Below are 17,811 nucleotides of genomic sequence, written 5' to 3'. Positions count from 1 at the left end.
TGCCTATATGAATCTTTCTATACGGACGTCTCAGGCTGCTCGTCGACACGGCAATCGCATTGCCATTGTCGATGGCGACAGGCAATGGACTTATCTTGAATTTGAACAACTGGTCGATCAATTGGCCAGCGGCCTGGCTGACACCTTCCCTGCAGGCTCGCGTATTGCCGTCATGATGACGAATCGAGCCGAAGCCATCATGCTGCAGTTTGCGCTGGAGCGGGCCAACTTGGTGAGAGTCCCGGTCAATTTTCGCTATACCGCGCATGAGCTTGCCAAGCTGGCGACGCATTGTTCCGCCGCCGCCGTACTGCATGATGGCCCCTGCGCCCTTGTCGTGCAGTCGGCGAAGCTGGACCCGGCAACCCGGAAGATCCAGGTTGACGACCATAACGCAGCGTGGATGCAGCTACGGAATCACAAGGTCACGCCGCAGCGATTGCACCTTGCCACGCCCGATACGCTGGCCAGCATCAATTACACCTCTGGCTCGACCGGCGCCCCCAAGGGGGTCATGCTGTCGCACGGCAACTGGGCGGCGGTATATCGCAACATGCTGATAGATCGCGGGCTGCGCGCCGACGACGTCGTCGCCTACGTCGGGCCGTTAACCCATTCCAGCGGCAGCTACCTGGCCCCCTGGTATTGGTGCGGCGCCCGCAATGTCATTGTCACACCGTCAACGCCCGCCCGCTTGCTGGATTTGATAGAGCAAGAGCACGTCACCGCCTTTACCTGTGTTCCAACTTTTCTGACCAAGCTGCTCGCCCAGCCAGGCATTGCGCAGCGGGATTTAAGCAGCTTGCGCTTGGTAGGTTACGGCGCGGAAGCCATGCCGGCCAATACCCTGGAGCGTGCCTGGGCGCTGTTCGGCCCGGTCTTGTGGCAGAACTACGGCCAGACTGAAGCCATGATGACCTGCGCGCATTTGTCGCCGCAAGACCACATGCATATGGATGAAAGCGGCCAGCCGGCCTTCCGGCACGGCTTCATTGGCCGCCCTTACACCTTTGTGGAAATCGTCTTGCGCGATGAACAAGGCCAGCCTGTGCCCTCGGGGCAAGTAGGCGAGCTGACGGTTCGAGGGGAACATGTCATGCAGGGGTATTGGGAGCAAGCCGATGCGACCGCGAAAACGATACGGGACGGCTGGTTATGGACGGGCGATCTAGCCGTCGCCGACGATCAAGGACTCCTGCGTTTGGTGGGCCGCAGCAAAGACATGCTGATTTGCGGCGGCTTCAACATTTACCCCAGCGAAATTGAGCTGCTGCTGACCGGCCTGGATCATGTGCGCGAGGCGGCTGTGATCGCGCGGCCAGATCAAGCGTGGGGCGAGGTCGCCGTGGCTTTCGTGGTGGCAGAGCCTGAAAGCACGTGGACACATGCCTCGCTGGCCGCGGCATCGCGCGCCATCTTGGGCATCAAGACACCCAAGGCCTGGCATCTGGTTCCCGAGCTGCCTAAAACGGGCAACGGGAAAATCGACAAACGTGAATTGCGACGGCTGGATGCGCAGTCCCTGTTGCAGGAAAAGGAGACAGCACAATGAGTCAGGCAATAAGCGGCGCGACGCGCATTGGAACAGCAAGGCGCGAAGTCGTGGTTTGCGCCATGGCGCGCTCACCGTTCGGACGCTTCGACGGCATGCTGGCGCCACTGACCCTGCCAGAGCTGGGCGCACAAGTGATCGATGCGCTGCTGGTGCGTGCCGGGGTCGAGCCGGACGCCATCGAGGCGCTTTATGCCGGCATAGGCCTGGCTGGCGGCGCCATGCTGACCGCCACCCGGCAAATGCTATTGCGTTCCGCCTTGCCCGAAACACTGCCCTCGGTCGGCATAGACCGCGCGTGCTGCTCCGGCATCACCGCCATTAGCCAAGCCGCTCGCGATATTGCGTCAGGCATGCAGAATGCCGCCATCGCGGGCGGGATGGAAAGCCTGTCGAACATGCCCCTTTACTTACCCAGGCGGCATGGGGTGCGTCCCGGCACGGTGCAGCTATCCGACCCATTGATCCTAGGCGGCGCAACGGTGGACCGGCCCATTGCTGCGTACTCCGGCGAAGAGGCTCTGCGTTTCGGCGTGGATCGAAGCCAACAGGACATATGGGCTGCCAATAGCCATGCCCGCTACTACGCCGCCCAGGCGCAGGGACGCTTCAATGCGGAAATCGTGCCTATCGCGGTGCCTGGCGCCGACGGCGGGCAGACGGTGTCAGTGGACGAAGGCCCGCGCCGCGACAGCACACCGGAAAAACTGGCCCGCCTTAAAACCGTATATGGCAGCCCCACGATCACGGCGGGCAACGCCCCCGGGCTGAGCGACGGCGCTGCATTCCTGCTATTAGCCACGCGCGAGTTTGCCCAGGCCAATGGCTGGCCCATTCTTGGCCGCATCGCCGCTTGCGCACAGGTCGCCGGAGGGCCGACATCGGGCACATCCACCCCCGCCGTCGCACTGCAGCGCCTGCTCCAAGCAGCCGCACTGGACCTGGATGCGCTTGACCGCATTGAAATCAATGAAGCCTATGCGGCCACACCGCTGGTCAGCACACAGGTACTGGCCGGGCAAGATCAAGACATCATGAAGGTACTGCGCGAACGCACCAATCCATGGGGCGGCGCGGTCGCGCTGGGGCACCCGCTGGGCGCGTCCGGAGCCCGCCTGGTGATGACGCTGCTTGCCGGCTTTGCCGGTTCAAGCAAGCCACAACGCGGCGCCGCGGCGATTTGCGGCGGTTTCGGTCAAGGCGATGCGCTGCTCATAGAGTCCATCTGATTTTGAAGATGTTCAACAACGCACTATCAAATCCCTTTAGATAGTCCTGATGATAAGAGGAAGACAAAGATGAAAAGCAGTTCAATCAATAAAATTCTGGCCGGCTTGCTCGGCGCGGTGGGCATGCTTACCATGTCGCTGCCTGCGGCAGCCCAGTCATGGCCAGAGCGTCCCATCCGCATGGTGATACCTTTTGCGACGGGCGGCGGCACAGACATTCTGGGACGCTTCCTGGCACAGAAGATGTCTGAAGGCCTGGGCCAGACCATTGTGGTTGAAAACAAGCCAGGCGCGGGTGGCAGCGTCGGCACCGCCGACGTGGCTAAAGCCAAGCCGGACGGCTACACCTTCTTGCTGGGCAGCAGCTCGACACATGGCATTAACCCCGTGCTGTATTCCAAACTGCCCTACGACCCCATTAAGGATTTTGCGCCGATTGCGATTATTGCCACGAACAAGTTTGTGATGGCGGTGCCCTCAAGCCTGCCCGCCAATAACTTGCAAGAGTTCTTGGCACTCACGCGGGCCGATCCCGAGAAATACGTATATGCCTCGTCGGGCAATGGCACCACCAGCCATCTGGCCGGCGCATTGTTTACGCAAATGTCCGGCATTCCGCTCATGCACATCCCGTATAAAAGCAACGTGCCGGCGCTCAACGACCTGATGGCAGGCCGTGTATCAGTCATGTTCGACAACATTACCGCCATGCAAGGCCAATTGGCATCCGGCATGGTCAAACCGATTGCCACAACGGGCGATACGCGCTCCCCCATATTGCCCGACGTACCAACCATGCAGGAACAGGGGCTGAAAGATTATCGGATTGGGGGCTGGTTCTGCATGGTGGCGCCCGCCGGGACACCCGCCGAAATCACCGAGCGTATTTATCGTGAACTGGCTCGCGTCGTCGCGCTTCCTGAAGTGGCTGAAAAGATGATTGCGATCGGCGCCGATCCACAAGTTGGCTCACCCGCCGAGCTGCAGCAACTGATCGCCACGGAAATCCCGCGCTGGAAAAGCATTGTTGACATGGCCGGCGCCAAAGTCGAATGATCGAAGCCGGCAACTACCCCACCAGCCCCAACGCCCAGCCGCCCGCTGACGACAAGGTCGTAGCGTGCATCGGCTTGGGGCTGATGGGGGGCGCCATGGCCGCCAATCTGCTTAAGGCAGGCTACGCTGTTCAGGGGTTCGATCTTGACCCCGCCGCGATGACCCGCCTGAAGCAACTGGGCGGCGCAATGGCGCCGCATCCGGCCGCCGCAGCCAGCGGCGCCAGCATCGCCCTGATCATGGTCAGCCATAGCAAACAGGTGGAACAAGTCCTGTTCGGCCCCCAGGGCGTAGCCAGCGCCCTGCCCGCCGGCGGCGTGGTTTGGGTGGCGAGCACGATTCCCGCTGCCAATATGCAGGATTTTGCCCAGCGCCTGGCCGCCCATGGCCTGCTGGCCGTAGATGGCCCCGTCAGCGGCGGGATGACCGGCGCAGAAGCCGGCACCCTGACCGTCATTGCCGGAGGAAGCGATGCCGCGCTGGCTGCGGCGCACGGCGCCATGCAGGCGTGTTCACAAACCGTGCATCACGTCGGCGGTGTGGGCGCAGCGTCCACCATCAAGGTCATCAACAATCTGCTGGCAGCCAGCCATGTTGCGCTGACCGCGGAGGCGCTTGCGTTGGGCATGCGGGCTGGCGTGGACCCCAAGCAACTTGTCCAAGTCATTATGCAAAGCTCGGGCACATCCCGCATGTTCGAAAAGCGCGCAGCACGTATGGTGGCTGAAGATCACACGCCTCATGCCAGTATTGGAACATTCTTGAAAGACCTGGATATTGCGCTCGACACCGCAGAATCGCTGCATTGCCCTACCCCCATCGCCATCGCCGCGCGCCAGGTATTCAAGATGGGAGCCGATGCTGTTATGGCCAGGGCAAGCGATACCTTGCTGCTGAAAATCTATGAACAACTGGAAGGCGTTGATACGGCTTCAAATCCAGGGGAAGCCCCATGCAGGCATTCAAACAAAAATTAAGGGACCGCCACACTGTCTCGCTCATCAACGCCGATCACTCCTGTGCGGGACTCGTTGATTTCGTTTGCAGGCTAGGGATCGATGCCATCATGCTGGATTGCGAGCAGGGCAATCCCAGCTTTGTCGACGTCGAAGACATGGCACGCGCCGCGGCCTTGCATGGCGTGAGCTCGATTGTACGGATTCCTTCAGTCGAACCCTGGACGATCGAGCGCTATATGATGCGGCGCATCGACGGTGTTGTGATTCCGCGTTTAGACACTGCAGCCCAAGCAGAAAAAGCGATTGCCGATATCCGTTATGCCGTACCCGCAGACTTTCCGGATAAGACCATTATTGTGCAAGTCGAGTCCGTCAGCGCGGCGCGGGACCTGGATAACTTCCTGAGCATCCCCGAGGTCGATTGCTTTTTCATAGGAGCGGTCGACCTGGCCAAAAGCATGGGGTTTTCGGGCAATTACGGCCACCCCGACGTTGTTGCCGAGCTAGACCGTATCATTGCCCGCATCGTGGCCAAGGGCCGCTCTGTCGGCTTTATGGTGAAAGAAAATGATATGAAATCATGGCAGGACAAAGGCGCCAGCATGCTTTATGCACATGTGAACGATTTCCTGCACATGGGCGCCCGCCAGTGGCGATCCTTGGCGGGGTTTGCCGCTGAACATAAATCTTAGCAACAGCCCTTAAGCCGTCACCAGCAAAACCGCCATGGCGCCCAGCATCACGCACAGACAGGCTGGCGCGTTGACGCCACGGTTCAAGTAGTCGTAGAAGGCCTTGACGCCAGCGGCCGCGGCTGCGGCCGCCAGGACAATAGCGGCGCCTTCGGGCAGCAAGAACATGGCCAGCACGATGCCGGCCAGGAAATGGAGCGATAAACGCAGGATTTGCGCGCGCATGGCTTCTTTGAGTTCTGGGTAAAGGGAGCCGGGACGCGTCTTGTGGGTCATTAACATAGCAGGCGTCCTTAACAAGATACAAGAGCGCGCTTGCAGCTACCAAAGCATAGCTTGCGCAACAATACGCAACGGCCAGCCTGAATTGAGCCGTGGCGCGTTTGACAACCGAATGACGCGTTCTTTTCAGCACGTGACATATAGTTTCTTTTTCAAAGAATACCATACAGTTGCTGTCACATGGGACCCGTGCAAACCCCCATTCAGGTAACAATCTCGCGGACGCGCGCTCATTGCTTTGTCACAAAACACAAAATTAAATGAACAAGCATGTATGCGCGGCGCGGGCGGGCCGAAGGACCTTTCCGTTGTAAATATATGCTGTTTGTTACAGGCGGGCCTGGGGCCAGTGATAAATTGATTGCTGCCCTGCGGTTTCTAGCGGGGATGCAACACATGAGGAGAACAGCAGTGCCTAGTGAAAGTCCAGACCCCAGGTCTGAAGCGCGGCTGCCAGTGCACAATGATCCGCTTACCTGGTTCGTGGCCTACACCAAACCACACCAGGAAACTGTGGCGCAAGTCAATGCAGAGCGGCAAGGCTTTCAGACCTATCTACCCATGTACCGAACCCTGAAACGCAAGGTGGCGGCGGACCAGCCTGCCAAGCATCACGAACCCATGTTCCCGCGCTATCTGTTTGTCAAACCTTCGCGCAGCGGGCAGTCGCTTGCCACGCTGCGTTCGACGCGCGGCATCAATGCCATGGTGGCGTTCGGCAACGATTTAGCCACTTTACCCGAGTCCAAACTGAATGCCATTCGGGAATACGAGCATCTGCGGAATAATGCCGAGCCGCACACGATCAGCGCCATCCAGCCCGGCCGGCGCGTGCGGCTCACTGAGCCTGGCCTGACGGGCCTGGAAGGCCTGGTGCAGGCTGTGTCATCGAAACGTGTCGTCGTGCTGCTGGCGCTATTGGGCCAGCTACAACCCGTCAAGGTCGGGCACGGCCAATTAGAGCTGGCCTGATCTTCTTTGCGCCGGCGGCTGTGCCGTACGGCGCCTACAACCCGGTTGCCCTGGGCAACATCCACGCATGTTTGATGCCGTCGCGCATCAACATTGCGGTAGCTATTGCCTATCGCTTTGATCTTGTTGTGTTTCCCCTTTTAAGACTTTAAGAAAAAGACCCTTGATGACGACTTCGACTTCGGCACATGCCACGTCCGTTTTCGGCAGAATACGGCCGATGGCTGCCGCCCTGGCCATTTCCTTCCTGCTGTCGGCCTGCGCCATGGCGCCCGGCATGCGCATGGACACCGAAAGCCAGCACAGCAAAGCCACAGAAGATGCCGCCCCCGCAGGCACCCTGACCCCCATCACGTCCGCGCTGATTGCCGAGCAACGCAAAACGTCGCTCAATGGCGTCAGCAAAGACATCAAGCAGTTGTTCGGAACCAGCAAAGCCTATCGCATCGGGCGCAGCGACGTCGTCAACATTGTCGTCTGGGGCCACCCGGAACTGGGCCTGACACCGGCCACGTCCAACCGGAGCATGGGCTCGACCAGCCAGGCCGATGTCGGTAATGGCTATAACGTCAATCCCGACGGCACCATACAGTTTCCTTTCATCGGCCCCATCAAGGTCGCCGGGCTGACCGAGAACGAAGCGCGCGAGCTGCTGACGCGCAGTCTGTCCAAGTATGTGCAGGACCCGCAGATCACCGTGCGGGTCCAGGCCTACCGCAATGGCCGCATCTATGTGGATGGCGAAGTGCGTGTCCCGGGCTTGCAAACGCTGGACGACATCCCCATGACCCTGCCCGAAGCCATCAACCGCGCGGGCGGCTTCAACGATAAAGCCGACCGCTCGTCCATAGCCCTGACCCGTAACGAAAAAACCATACAGATCAATCTGCCCAAGCTGACCCGCCAGGGCATCAACCCCAACCGCATTCTGCTGGCGGGCGGCGATCTGCTGCGCGTGCGCAACGAGGACGAGTCGCAGGTCTTCATCATGGGTGAAGTCTGGACGCCCCGGGCCATGCCGCTGCATGACGGACGTTTATCTTTGACCGAGGCATTGGGCGAATCGGGCGGGCCGGATCCCTGGACTGCCGACCCCAGCCAGATCTATGTAGTACGAAAAATGCCGGTCGAGTTCGGCGGCGAGAATGCGCTGCCCGAGATCTATCACCTGGATGCCAGTTCGCCGGCGGCTTTCGTCCTGGCCAACGACTTCCAGCTGCAGCCCCGGGATGTGGTGTATGTGGACCCGGCGCCCGTGGTGCGATGGAATCGCTTCATCAGCAACCTGATCCCCAGCTACAACTCGCTGTTCATCAACACCCGCAACACAACGCGCTAAGACGAACATGACCATGAATAGCATCCTGCTCGTATGCATCGGCAACATATGCCGAAGCCCCGTGGCCGAAGCGCTGCTCAGTCAGCACTTTCCCGACAAAACCGTCTGCTCGGCGGGCCTGGCCGCGCTGGTCGGCCGTCCTGCCGACAGTACGGCGCAAGACATTGCCAACCAGCACGGCCTGGATCTGTCGGCGCACCGCGCTCAGCAAATCACCGGCGCCATGTGCACCGGCGCCGACCTGATTCTTGTGATGGAAAGCGACCAGCAGCGCGAGCTGGCCACGCGCTATCCCTTGGCGCGCGGCAAGATCCGCTGCCTGGGAGAACTGCCGGACGGCCAGCGCTTCGACGTTGCCGATCCGTACCGGAAACCGCGCGACGCTTTCGAACAGGCTTATGCCGCCATCGAGCGCGGCGTCGACAACTGGGTACAGCGTATCCGCCAAATCGGGTGAAGACTCCATACCAAGATGACCATATCTGACAACAACATGCCGCCCAGCCTCGCAGACCAACAGGACCGGGACGACGTCGACCTGCTCGGGCTGCTCGATATCGTGCTCGAGGCCCGTTGGCTGATCGCCGCCATTGCCGCCGTCGTTCTGTTCTTCGGCGCACTGTACGCTTTCCTGACACAGCCGGTGTATCAGGCCGACAGCCTGATACAGGTGGAACAGGGCGAGGGCTCGACCAGCAACGCGCTCAGCGAGATGGCCGCCCTGTTCAACGTGCAGTCGCCCGCCTCGGCCGAGATCGAAATCCTTAGATCCCGGCTGGTGGTCGGCCGGGCCGTGGACAATCTCAGGCTGCACCTTAGCGCGCAGCCCGACTACCTGCCCTTCGTGGGGCGATGGCTGGCGGCGCGCGCAACCGGGCTCTCGGAACCCGGTTTTCTAGGCATGGACGGATATGTATCGGGCACGGAATCCATCAAGCTCGACCGCCTGGACATGCCGGCCGAACTGGAAGGCACCCCCCTGGAACTGATCGCCACCGAGGATGGCTACACCCTGCACGGGCCCGACGAACCGGACCTGGCGCAAGGCAAGGTGGGTGAACTGGTGCCCTTCGTGCTGCAAGGCGCGCCCGCCAGCATCCGGATCGCGGCCCTGGAAGCGAAGCACGGCGCGCGTTTCATCGTGACCCGCCAATCACGTATATCGATGATCAAAAGCCTGCAAAGCGCGCTGGAAGTGTCTGAAAAAGGCAAGCAATCGGGCGTACTGTCCGCCGTCATGGCCGGCACCGATCCACGGCGCATCACGCACATTCTGAACGCCATCGGCCAGGCCTACGTCGACCAGAACATCGAGCGCAAGGCCGCCGAAGCGGAAAAGTCGCTGGCCTTCCTGGATGACTTCCTGCCCGAACTGAAAACCAAGATGGATGAGGCCTCCAACCGCTACACGGCATTCCGCGACAAGCACGGTACCTTCGACCTGGGCACGGAGGGCGCCTTGTCCTTGAACACCTCGGTCGAACTGGAATCGCAGCTGTTCACCCTGGAACAAAAGCGCCGTGAGCAAGCCGCGCTATATACCGAGGCCCACCCGGCCATGCAGGTGCTGGACAGGCAGATCGCCGCGGTGAAAAAGGAAATCGCCGATCTGTCCAAGAAGATCAGCAACCTGCCCGATCTGGAGCAGCAATTGCTCACGCTGATGCAAGACGTGAAAGTCAACGGCGAGCTTTACGTCAACCTGCTCAATAGCGCTCAGCAACTGCGGCTGGTCAAGGAAGGCAAGATCGGCAACGTGCGGGTGGTTGACACGGCCGTCGCCCCCACCAAGCCCATCCAGCCGAACAAGCCCCTGGTCCTGTCGGTGGCCCTGCTGTTGGGGCTGGCGCTGGGCGTGGGTACCGCTTTCCTGCGCAACATGATGCGCCCCGGCATCAAGGACCCCGGCGACATCGAAACGACGCTGGGACTGAATGTGTTCGCCACCGTGCCGCATACGGCGGGCCAGACCGAGCTTCATCGCCTGATCGAAGGCCGCCGGCCCGGCAACCACGTTCTGGCGCATCTCTCGCCGGGCGACCCCGCCATCGAAAGCCTGCGCAGCCTGCGCACCGCGCTGCAGTTCGGCATGCTGGATGCGCCCAACAACATTGTGCTGTTCAGCGGTCCCACGCCGGGCATCGGCAAGTCCTTTACCAGCGTCAACTTTGCGGCCGTGCTGGGAGCGGCAGGCAAACGCGTGCTGCTGGTGGATGCCGACCTGCGCAAAGGCTATATCCATCAATATTTTGGACAGAACCGCGCCAAGGGCGTAAGCGAGCTGATCAGCGGCGCCATTTCCGCCGAGCAGGCCATACGCCCCAACGTCCTGCCCAACGTCGACCTGATCAGCACGGGCGTACTGCCGCCGAACCCGGCCGAGCTGCTGCTTTCGCCGGCGGCGCCCAAAGCGCTTCAGACGCTGTCCAGCCGCTACGACGTCGTGCTGCTGGACACCACGCCCATCCTGGCCGTATCCGACGCCATGGCGCTGGCCTCGCATGCGGGCGCCGTCTTCCTGCTGGCCCGGGCCGGCGTCACGACACTGGGCGAGCTGGAAGAGTCGGCCAAACGCCTCAGGCAATCGGGCGCGCGCATCAGCGGCGTGATCTTCAACGACCTGTCCGCCTCGAACCGCCGATATGGCAGCAAGTACGGCAGCTACCGGTATACCCACTATGAATACGGCTCGAAGGACACCTGACCCGTGAGCACCCTGGGCAAACAAGTCGGCCACGGCATCGCCTGGAACCTGGCCAATATGGTGGTCAGCCGCGGCGCCTCGGTGGTGTTCACGCTCTTCCTGGCGCGCTTTCTTACGCCCGATGCCTTCGGCCTGATGGCCATGATCGCCATCTGCTACGCCTTGGCCGACGTCTTGATGATCTCGGGCTTCGGCCAAGCCATCATCCGGCAAAAGCATCTTGAAGACATCGACTTGTCGACCGCCTTCCTGACCAACCTGGCTTTCAGCGTACTGATCTACCTGGCGCTGTATCTGTCGGCGCCCTGGGTGGCCCGTTTCTATGAGCAGCCGGAACTGATCCCGCTGATTCGCGCCATCGGCCTTGTGTTGTTCATCAATGCCTTCAAAGTGGTGCAGTTGGCCTTGCTGAATCGCGACATGAACTTCAAGTCGCTGATGCACATCAACTCTGCCGCCACCATTATCGCCGGCGCCATTGCCGTGCTCATGGCCTATGCCGGCCTGGGTGTATGGAGCCTTGTGGGGCAGTTCATGATCGCCGCCGCCGTGTCCACCGGCCTGCTGTGGCTGACCGGCAGTTGGCGGCCCAGCCTGCGTTTCAGCACACAGTCGTTCCAGCGCATGTTCGGCTTCGGCTCGAAACTGACGCTGGAAAGCACCTTGAACGTGCTGTATGAGAATTCCTACATATTGGTCATCGGCCGCCTGTTCAGCGCTGAAGCGACGGGGCTGTATTACTTCGCCAAGCGCATACGCGACCTGGTCGTGGACCAGCTCAACGCCGCCGTCCAGCAGGCTACATACCCCGCCATGGCGCAGCTGCAGGACGAATTGGACGGCCTGCGCCGCATGTACCGCATTGTGCTGCAACTGCTGTTCTACATCACGGCGCCCGCCTTGCTGCTGGTGGCCGTGCTGGCGGACCCCTTGTTCCAGATCGCCTTCGCGCAGCGGTGGGCGCCGGCCGTTCCCTATCTGCAACTGCTCTGCATCGCCGGCATGCTGCTGCCCATCCATACCGTCAACTTCAACATGCTGAAAGTGCGGGGCAGGACCGACTTGGTGCTGTACACCGGCATCACCAAGAAAGCCATACATCTGGCGTTGCTGGCGGCCTCCATTCCCTTCGGGCTCATCGGTATCGTCATCGGCCAGATCGTGGCGGTAGCGCTGTCCAGCCTGTACTACATGTACTGCTCCGTCACCCAAATCGGCTACACCTGGCGCGACCAACTGCGCGACATGTTCGACCCCATTGCGGTGGCCGCCGTCTGCGCGGGCGCCACCGCCTGGCTGATGCACGCCGCGGCCTTGAGCCCAGGCTGGCACGCGCTGGCGGGCGGATTGTGCTTTGTCATCCTTTACCTGCTGCTCAGCCACCTTACCCGCGTCGCGGGCTATGTGTTCCTGAAAGAAAGACTACAGGCCTGGCGCCACCGCAGCGCAAGCAAAATTCCGGAAACCCAGACATGAGCCACTTACCTTACACACCGCAGGGCGCAACACCATGAAGCAAACCCTGTTCATTGGCGAATACGCCTCCAGGAATGTCGGCGACGGCATCATCAAGCTGGCTATTGAAACGCTGTGCGCCAAACACGGCGTTGCGGCAACGTTTCGTGATTTCTACGGCGGCACGCCAGTCGCGCCCGAATCCCCGGCCGATCCGTTCAACGCCCCCACACCGCAAGCCGGCAACCCGGCGCCGCGCACGCGGCCGTGGCCGCAACGCGCATGGCAAGCCTTGCTGCGCATCGCCCTGGTCAACTACAGCATCGCGCTGTTGTTCTACGCCACCCGCTATCGCCGCATTGCGGCAAGCTACGACGTGGCGCGCTACCAGCAGGTGATCATTGGCGGGGGCAACCTGCTCATGGACAACTACCTGAACTTTCCACTGCTCATTCTGCGCATCGTGCAACAGTGCGAGCGCCATGGCGTACCGGTCAAGCTGTTCTCGGTCGGCGCGGGCAAACGCTACAGCTGGCTGGGCCGCAAGATCATGGCGCGCGTCCTGCAGTCAAAAGCCGTCAGCTGCGTGATCTGCCGCGACGCCAACACCCACCACCTTATCTCTGACATCGCCGGGGAATCCGCCCGGCACAAGATACGGTGCAGCGCCGACTGCGGCCTGTACCTGACCCGCAACAACTTCCTGGCGGCCCCGACCAACACCGTCGGCCTGGGCGTCATCGCGCCCGTGGCGCTTCAAGCGGTCGCCCCCGACCACCCCATGGCCGACGCGCGCTACGCCCTGCAATGGTGGGATGCCCTGATCGGCGCGCTGGCCGAACAAGTCGGCGCCGATCATATAGAGCTGATCTCCAACGGCTCGGGCGTCGACAACGACTTTGCGCACGCCGTCTGGCATGCGCTGTCGCCCAAGTATCCGGGCTTGTCGGTCTGCACCTCCATCGCCTCGCCCGGCGACCTGTTGCAACGCATCGGCAGCTACAAAGCCTTGGCGGCCTATCGCATGCATGCCGCAGTGACCGCCATGGCGCTGGACGTACCCGTGATCGGATTCGAATGGGACCCCAAGGTCCTGCAACTATTCACCCACTGCGGCAAGCGCGAGGCCTGCATCCCCCTTGCCGAATTCACACAACACCCGGTGCGCGACGTCATCGCCGCCCTGCTGCGCCAGACCCCCGCGCAGTTGGCGCCCATACGCCAGGCACTGGATCGGGACTTTCGCCATGCAACCCTTGCCTGACTTCCCCGCCGCGGCGATCAATCCGCCGAACATCCCGGCCAGCCCCGAATCGGGCGGCCGGATAGCGCTGTTCATCCCTTCGCTGCACGGCGGCGGCGCCGAACGCGTCATGGTGTCGCTGGCCAATGGCCTGGCTGCCCAAGGCCTGAAGGTGGACCTGGTGCTGGCCCGCCAGGCCGGTGTCTACCTGGCCGATGTGTCGCCCGGCGTACGCATCGTCAACCTGAATGTGCCGCGTACGCTCCAGACCCTGCGGCCCCTGGCGCGCTACCTGCGCCAGGAACGCCCGGCCACGCTGATCTCGGCCATGAACTACGTCAATGTCATGGCCAGTTGGGCATGCCGGATCGCCAACGTACCCACCCGCCTGGTCCTGACCGAGCACGCCAACCTGAGCCAGCTGCTGTCGGATTCAAGCCGCAGCATGGCCTTGTGCCTGCCCTGGCTGATGCGGCCCGCATACGCACGCGCCGATGCCATCATTGCCGTCTCGGACGGCGTCGCCCAGGACTTGGCCAAGACATTGGGCTACGCGGCCCAACGCATCCATACCCGCCATAACCCCATCGACACCGTCGCCCTGGCGGCCAAGAGCACGGAAGCGCTGAATCACCCCTGGTTCGCCCCGGGCGCGCCCCCCGTCATCATGGCGGCGGGCCGGCTCAGCCCCGAGAAAGATTTCCCCACCCTGATCCGCGCCTTCGCCCTGCTGCGCTCGCAGCGCCCCGCAAGGCTGGCCATACTGGGGGAAGGCGGCGAACGCCAGGCGCTTCAAGCCCAGATCGACCAACTGGATTGCAAAGACGACATCCTGCTGGCCGGCTTTCAGGCCAACCCCTACACCTGGATGAGCCGGGCCGGTGTTTTCGTGCTGAGTTCGCGCTGGGAAGGCTTTGGCAATGTGCTGGTCGAAGCCATGGCCTGCGGCACACCCGTCGTCAGCACCGCCTGCCCCAGCGGCCCGGAAGAAATCCTGGGCCAGGGGCGCTGGGGCAGGCTGGTGCCGGTGGGCGATGCCGCCGCGCTGGCGCAGGCCATTGACCAGACCCTGTCCGACCCGCATCCCCCCGACGTCCGGCTGCGCGCCCAGGACTTCAGCGTCGACCGGGTGGTCCAGACCTATCTACCGCTTTTATTGCCGCGCGCTCCTGCGGCCTTGACCCCATGAAACGCAATCAAGGAACACTATGTGCGGCCTGACCGGCTTCCATGCGCCGACCGCAAGCGACGCCCTGCACAGCACGGCCCGGCATATGGCCGATGCGCTGACGCATCGCGGCCCGGACGACGCGGGCGTGTGGGCGGATGAGCCCTGCGGCCTGGTGCTGGCGCATCGCCGGCTTTCCGTGCTGGAACTGTCGGCGGCCGGACACCAGCCCATGCTGTCGTCCGACCAGCGCTATGTCATTGCCTTCAACGGCGAGATCTACAACCATTTGAACCTGCGCGGACAACTGGACGCGGAAGGCCGGGCGCCCCCCTGGCGCGGCCATTCCGACACGGAAACCCTGCTGGCCTGCGCCAGTGCCTGGGGTGTGCAAAAAACGCTGGCGTCCGCCACCGGCATGTTCGCCTTCGCCTTGTGGGACCGCCAAACCCGGCAGCTTGTCCTGGCGCGCGACCGCCTCGGCGAAAAACCCCTGTACTGGGGCTGGCAGAACGATGTCCTGCTGTTCGGCTCCGAACTCAAGGCGCTGCGCCGCCATCCCGCCTTCCAGCCCACAATAAACCGGCAAGCGCTGGCCTCTTTCATGCGGCACGGCTACATCAGCGCCCCGCACAGTATCTACCAGGACGTGCACAAACTGCCTCCCGGCCATTGGCTGACCCTGGACCTGGCCAACCCAGAGCAGGCGCGCGCCGCCCGCTCCATCCCGTACTGGTCGGTGACGGAAACGGTTGCGTCGGGCCTGCGCCATCCGCTGCAAGGCACGCCCGACGAAGCCGTAGATGCCCTGGAACAGCAATTGTCGCTGAGCGTACGCAGCCAGATGCTGTCCGACGTGCCACTGGGCGCCTTCCTGAGCGGCGGCATCGACAGCAGCGTCATCGTGGCGCTGATGCAATCGCACAGCACACGGCCCGTACGCACCTTCACCATTGGCTTTGACGACCCCCGCTACGACGAAGCGCCGCACGCGGCGGCCATTGCCCGGCACCTGGGCACCGAACACACCGCCATGGTCGTGCGCCCCGGCGACGCGCTGGCATTGATCCCCTCGCTGCCGGATATCTACGACGAACCTTTCGCCGACAGTTCGCAAATCCCCACCCTGCTCGTCAGCAAGCTGACCCGCGCGCATGTGACCGTGGCGCTGAGCGGCGACGGCGGCGATGAACTCTTTGGGGGCTATAACACCTTCCGCTTCGCGCCGGGGCTGTGGCGCCGCATACAAAGCCTGCCCAAGCCACTGCGCGGGCTGGCGGCCTCGCTGCTGGCGGGCGTGCCCCCTGCGCGTTGGGACGCCGTTCTTAATGGCCTGCGCCGCGCATCGGCGGGGCGCCTGGCCGGCGGGTTGAACGCCGACAAGCTGCACAAACTGTCGACCCTGCTGTCTTCGCCCGATCAACGCGATTTCTATCGCCAGCTCAGCAGCCACTGGGCCGATCCCGGCATGCTGGTACGCGATGTGCCCGAAGCATCCACGCCTTTGAGTACACCCGGCGCGCTGCCCGGCACCGATTGCTTCGAGCACGACATGATGGCTGCCAGCGCCGCCATGTACATGCCCGACGACATCCTGGTCAAGGTGGACCGGGCCGCCATGGCGCACAGCCTGGAAGTGCGCGTCCCCATGCTGGATCACCGCGTCGTCGAGCTGGCCTGGCGCATGCCGCTGTCGTGGAAGATCCGCGCCGGGGAAGGCAAGTGGCCGCTGCGCCAGCTGCTGTACCGGCACGTGCCCCAGGCCTTGATGGACCGGCCCAAGAAAGGGTTTTCAGTACCCTTGGCCAAATGGCTGCGCGGCCCCTTGCGCGAATGGGCCCAGGCGCTGCTCGATCCGGCCCGGCTGGCCCGCGAAGGCTATTTGAATGCCGAACCCATCCAGCACGCCTGGCGCCAGCACCTGGCCGGCCATCAAGACCACTCGCAGCGGCTGTGGTGCGTGCTTTCCTTCCAGGCCTGGCTGCAGGCACAGCAAGCATGACGGCGCCCATCCACATCACCCATGTCATCATCGGCCTGGACGTAGGCGGCGCCGAGCGTTTCTTGTTGCGCCTGATCGAAGCCCATGGCGGCAATCCGCAGTACGCGCACCGGGTCATTTCCTTGACCAGCAAGGGTGCGCTGGGACCCCGCCTGGAAGCGCAAGGTATTGCCGTCACTGCCCTGGGGATGACATCGCTGCACGACACGCCCCGCACGTATATGCGGCTGAAGCGGGCGCTGCAGGCCCATAGGCCCGACGTACTGCAATGCTGGATGTACTACGCCGACCTGCTCGGCGGACTGGCCGGCCGCCGGCTCGGCATCAAGCCCATCTTGTGGGGCATCCGCAATTCCCACTTCGAGTCCGGCGGCACGCGCCTGAAGCGGGCCGTGCGCCGCAGCTGCGCCATCGCTTCCCGGCACCTGCCCTGGCGCATCGTCTGCGTGGCCGACTCAGCCCTCGAAGTCCATGCCCGAGCCGGCTACGATCGCGCCCGCATGGAGGTTATCCACAACGGCTACGACCCGGACGCCTTCACATACTCCGACAGCGGCCGCCGCGCGCTGCGGCGTGAACTGGGCATCCCCCCCGACGCGCTGGTGATTGGATCGGTGGGCCGCTACAGCGCGGCCAAGGACCATCGCAGTTTCGTGCAAGCGGCCGACGCCGCCATGCGGCAGCGCCGCGGCCTGTACTTCATGCTGGTCGGGCGCGACCTGACCGCCGGCAACCAGGCCCTGGCCCGCCAAATCGCGGCAACCCTGCATCCGGAGCGGTTCTTGCTGCTGGGCCAGCGCAGCGACGTACCCGAGTGCCTGAGCGCCATGGACGTCTTCTGCCTGCACTCGCGCACTGAAGGCTTTCCCAACGCGCTGGGCGAAGCCATGTGCGTGGGACGGCCTTGCATCACCACCGACGTGGGCGACGCCCGCCTGCTGCTGGGCCAGGAAGGCCGGGCCGTCCCGCCCGGCGACGTGCCGGCCCTGACCCAGGCCATGATCCACATGGCCGATCTGGACGCCGCCCAGCTGCAAGCCATGGGCGCGCGCGCCCGGCAACGCATTACCGGCCACTACACGCTCGTCCATGCGGTCGACCGGTTCGAATCCCTTTACCAGACCGCCATGACGCTGTCCTATTGATCCAAAGGTGAAC

Annotated in this window: 15 protein-coding genes; 14 read left to right on the top strand and 1 reads right to left on the bottom strand. The window is 62.9% G+C overall.

Annotation, left to right across the window (positions count from 1 at the left end; all coding sequences use genetic code 11):
* Positions 1 to 7: 7 nt before the first annotated feature.
* The 5 genes from RE432_RS06470 (at position 8) to RE432_RS06450 (ending at position 5,488) form a co-directional block, all read left to right on the top strand.
* On the top strand, positions 8 to 1,552 hold the full coding sequence (locus RE432_RS06470) for an AMP-binding protein (RefSeq protein ID WP_310932455.1): 1,545 nt from the start codon (positions 8 to 10) through the stop codon (positions 1,550 to 1,552).
* Positions 1,549 to 2,781, top strand: a complete 1,233-nt coding sequence (locus RE432_RS06465) for a thiolase family protein (RefSeq protein WP_310932454.1) — start codon at positions 1,549 to 1,551, stop codon at positions 2,779 to 2,781. The genes RE432_RS06470 and RE432_RS06465 overlap by 4 nt, the downstream gene beginning before the upstream one ends.
* Positions 2,782 to 2,850: 69 nt before the next feature.
* Positions 2,851 to 3,837 (top strand): tripartite tricarboxylate transporter substrate binding protein, encoded by a 987-nt coding sequence (locus RE432_RS06460; RefSeq protein WP_310932453.1) that lies wholly within the window; start codon positions 2,851 to 2,853, stop codon positions 3,835 to 3,837.
* The gene (locus RE432_RS06455) at positions 3,834 to 4,814 is read left to right on the top strand and encodes an NAD(P)-dependent oxidoreductase (protein ID WP_310932452.1); all 981 of its coding nucleotides are present in this window, start codon (positions 3,834 to 3,836) and stop codon (positions 4,812 to 4,814) included. The genes RE432_RS06460 and RE432_RS06455 overlap by 4 nt, the downstream gene beginning before the upstream one ends.
* Positions 4,790 to 5,488, top strand: coding sequence for an aldolase/citrate lyase family protein (locus tag RE432_RS06450; protein WP_310932451.1), 699 nt, complete (start codon positions 4,790 to 4,792; stop codon positions 5,486 to 5,488). The genes RE432_RS06455 and RE432_RS06450 overlap by 25 nt, the downstream gene beginning before the upstream one ends.
* A gap of 9 nt (positions 5,489 to 5,497) precedes the next feature.
* Here RE432_RS06450 and RE432_RS06445 read toward each other — a convergent pair whose 3' ends face one another.
* Complete coding sequence (locus tag RE432_RS06445) at positions 5,498 to 5,770, bottom strand: hypothetical protein (RefSeq protein ID WP_310932450.1); 273 nt, start codon at positions 5,768 to 5,770, stop codon at positions 5,498 to 5,500.
* A 411-nt stretch (positions 5,771 to 6,181) separates the two neighbouring features.
* On the opposite strand from RE432_RS06445, the gene RE432_RS06440 reads away from it, so the two are divergent.
* From RE432_RS06440 to RE432_RS06400, 9 genes are all read left to right on the top strand, one after another.
* The gene (locus tag RE432_RS06440) at positions 6,182 to 6,742 is read left to right on the top strand and encodes a transcriptional activator RfaH (protein WP_310932449.1); all 561 of its coding nucleotides are present in this window, start codon (positions 6,182 to 6,184) and stop codon (positions 6,740 to 6,742) included.
* A gap of 166 nt (positions 6,743 to 6,908) precedes the next feature.
* The gene (locus RE432_RS06435) at positions 6,909 to 8,081 is read left to right on the top strand and encodes a polysaccharide biosynthesis/export family protein (protein ID WP_310932448.1); all 1,173 of its coding nucleotides are present in this window, start codon (positions 6,909 to 6,911) and stop codon (positions 8,079 to 8,081) included.
* Between the two features lie 13 nt (positions 8,082 to 8,094).
* Positions 8,095 to 8,538, top strand: a complete 444-nt coding sequence (locus RE432_RS06430) for a low molecular weight protein-tyrosine-phosphatase (RefSeq protein WP_310932447.1) — start codon at positions 8,095 to 8,097, stop codon at positions 8,536 to 8,538.
* 15 nt (positions 8,539 to 8,553) lie between these two features.
* A complete protein-coding gene (locus tag RE432_RS06425; RefSeq protein WP_310932446.1) occupies positions 8,554 to 10,785 on the top strand; it encodes a polysaccharide biosynthesis tyrosine autokinase in 2,232 nt (743 codons plus the stop codon).
* Positions 10,786 to 10,788: 3 nt separating this feature from the next.
* The gene (locus RE432_RS06420; protein ID WP_310932444.1) at positions 10,789 to 12,261 is read left to right on the top strand and encodes a lipopolysaccharide biosynthesis protein; all 1,473 of its coding nucleotides are present in this window, start codon (positions 10,789 to 10,791) and stop codon (positions 12,259 to 12,261) included.
* Positions 12,262 to 12,295: 34 nt separating this feature from the next.
* The gene (locus RE432_RS06415; protein WP_310932443.1) at positions 12,296 to 13,504 is read left to right on the top strand and encodes a polysaccharide pyruvyl transferase family protein; all 1,209 of its coding nucleotides are present in this window, start codon (positions 12,296 to 12,298) and stop codon (positions 13,502 to 13,504) included.
* Positions 13,488 to 14,672, top strand: coding sequence for a glycosyltransferase (locus RE432_RS06410; RefSeq protein WP_310932442.1), 1,185 nt, complete (start codon positions 13,488 to 13,490; stop codon positions 14,670 to 14,672). The genes RE432_RS06415 and RE432_RS06410 overlap by 17 nt, the downstream gene beginning before the upstream one ends.
* Before the next feature lie 19 nt (positions 14,673 to 14,691).
* Positions 14,692 to 16,653, top strand: a complete 1,962-nt coding sequence (gene asnB / locus RE432_RS06405; RefSeq protein WP_310932441.1) for an asparagine synthase (glutamine-hydrolyzing) — start codon at positions 14,692 to 14,694, stop codon at positions 16,651 to 16,653.
* Positions 16,650 to 17,798: a glycosyltransferase gene (locus RE432_RS06400; protein WP_310932440.1), complete on the top strand. Its 1,149-nt coding sequence runs from the start codon at positions 16,650 to 16,652 to the stop codon at positions 17,796 to 17,798. Before asnB ends, RE432_RS06400 begins: the two co-directional genes overlap by 4 nt.
* The last annotated feature ends 13 nt before the right edge of the window (positions 17,799 to 17,811 follow it).

Source organism: Pusillimonas sp. SM2304 (assembly GCF_031628915.1).
Classification (GTDB): Bacteria; Pseudomonadota; Gammaproteobacteria; order Burkholderiales; family Burkholderiaceae_B; genus Pusillimonas_C.
Note: the sequence above shows the minus strand (reverse complement) of the source record. Positions and strands in the feature narration are given on the sequence as shown.

Bases quoted from the DNA above. Each gene is read 5' to 3' on its own strand.
- RE432_RS06470 (WP_310932455.1), top strand. From the start codon at position 8: ATGAATCTTTCTATACGGACGTCTCAGGCTGCTCGTCGACACGGCAAT.
- RE432_RS06465 (WP_310932454.1), top strand. From the start codon at position 1,549: ATGAGTCAGGCAATAAGCGGCGCGACGCGCATTGGAACAGCAAGGCGC.
- RE432_RS06460 (WP_310932453.1), top strand. From the start codon at position 2,851: ATGAAAAGCAGTTCAATCAATAAAATTCTGGCCGGCTTGCTCGGCGCG.
- RE432_RS06455 (WP_310932452.1), top strand. From the start codon at position 3,834: ATGATCGAAGCCGGCAACTACCCCACCAGCCCCAACGCCCAGCCGCCC.
- RE432_RS06450 (WP_310932451.1), top strand. From the start codon at position 4,790: ATGCAGGCATTCAAACAAAAATTAAGGGACCGCCACACTGTCTCGCTC.
- RE432_RS06445 (WP_310932450.1), bottom strand. From the start codon at position 5,770: ATGTTAATGACCCACAAGACGCGTCCCGGCTCCCTTTACCCAGAACTC.
- RE432_RS06435 (WP_310932448.1), top strand. From the start codon at position 6,909: ATGACGACTTCGACTTCGGCACATGCCACGTCCGTTTTCGGCAGAATA.
- RE432_RS06430 (WP_310932447.1), top strand. From the start codon at position 8,095: ATGAATAGCATCCTGCTCGTATGCATCGGCAACATATGCCGAAGCCCC.
- RE432_RS06425 (WP_310932446.1), top strand. From the start codon at position 8,554: ATGACCATATCTGACAACAACATGCCGCCCAGCCTCGCAGACCAACAG.
- RE432_RS06415 (WP_310932443.1), top strand. From the start codon at position 12,296: ATGAAGCAAACCCTGTTCATTGGCGAATACGCCTCCAGGAATGTCGGC.
- RE432_RS06410 (WP_310932442.1), top strand. From the start codon at position 13,488: ATGCAACCCTTGCCTGACTTCCCCGCCGCGGCGATCAATCCGCCGAAC.
- asnB (WP_310932441.1), top strand. From the start codon at position 14,692: ATGTGCGGCCTGACCGGCTTCCATGCGCCGACCGCAAGCGACGCCCTG.
- RE432_RS06400 (WP_310932440.1), top strand. From the start codon at position 16,650: ATGACGGCGCCCATCCACATCACCCATGTCATCATCGGCCTGGACGTA.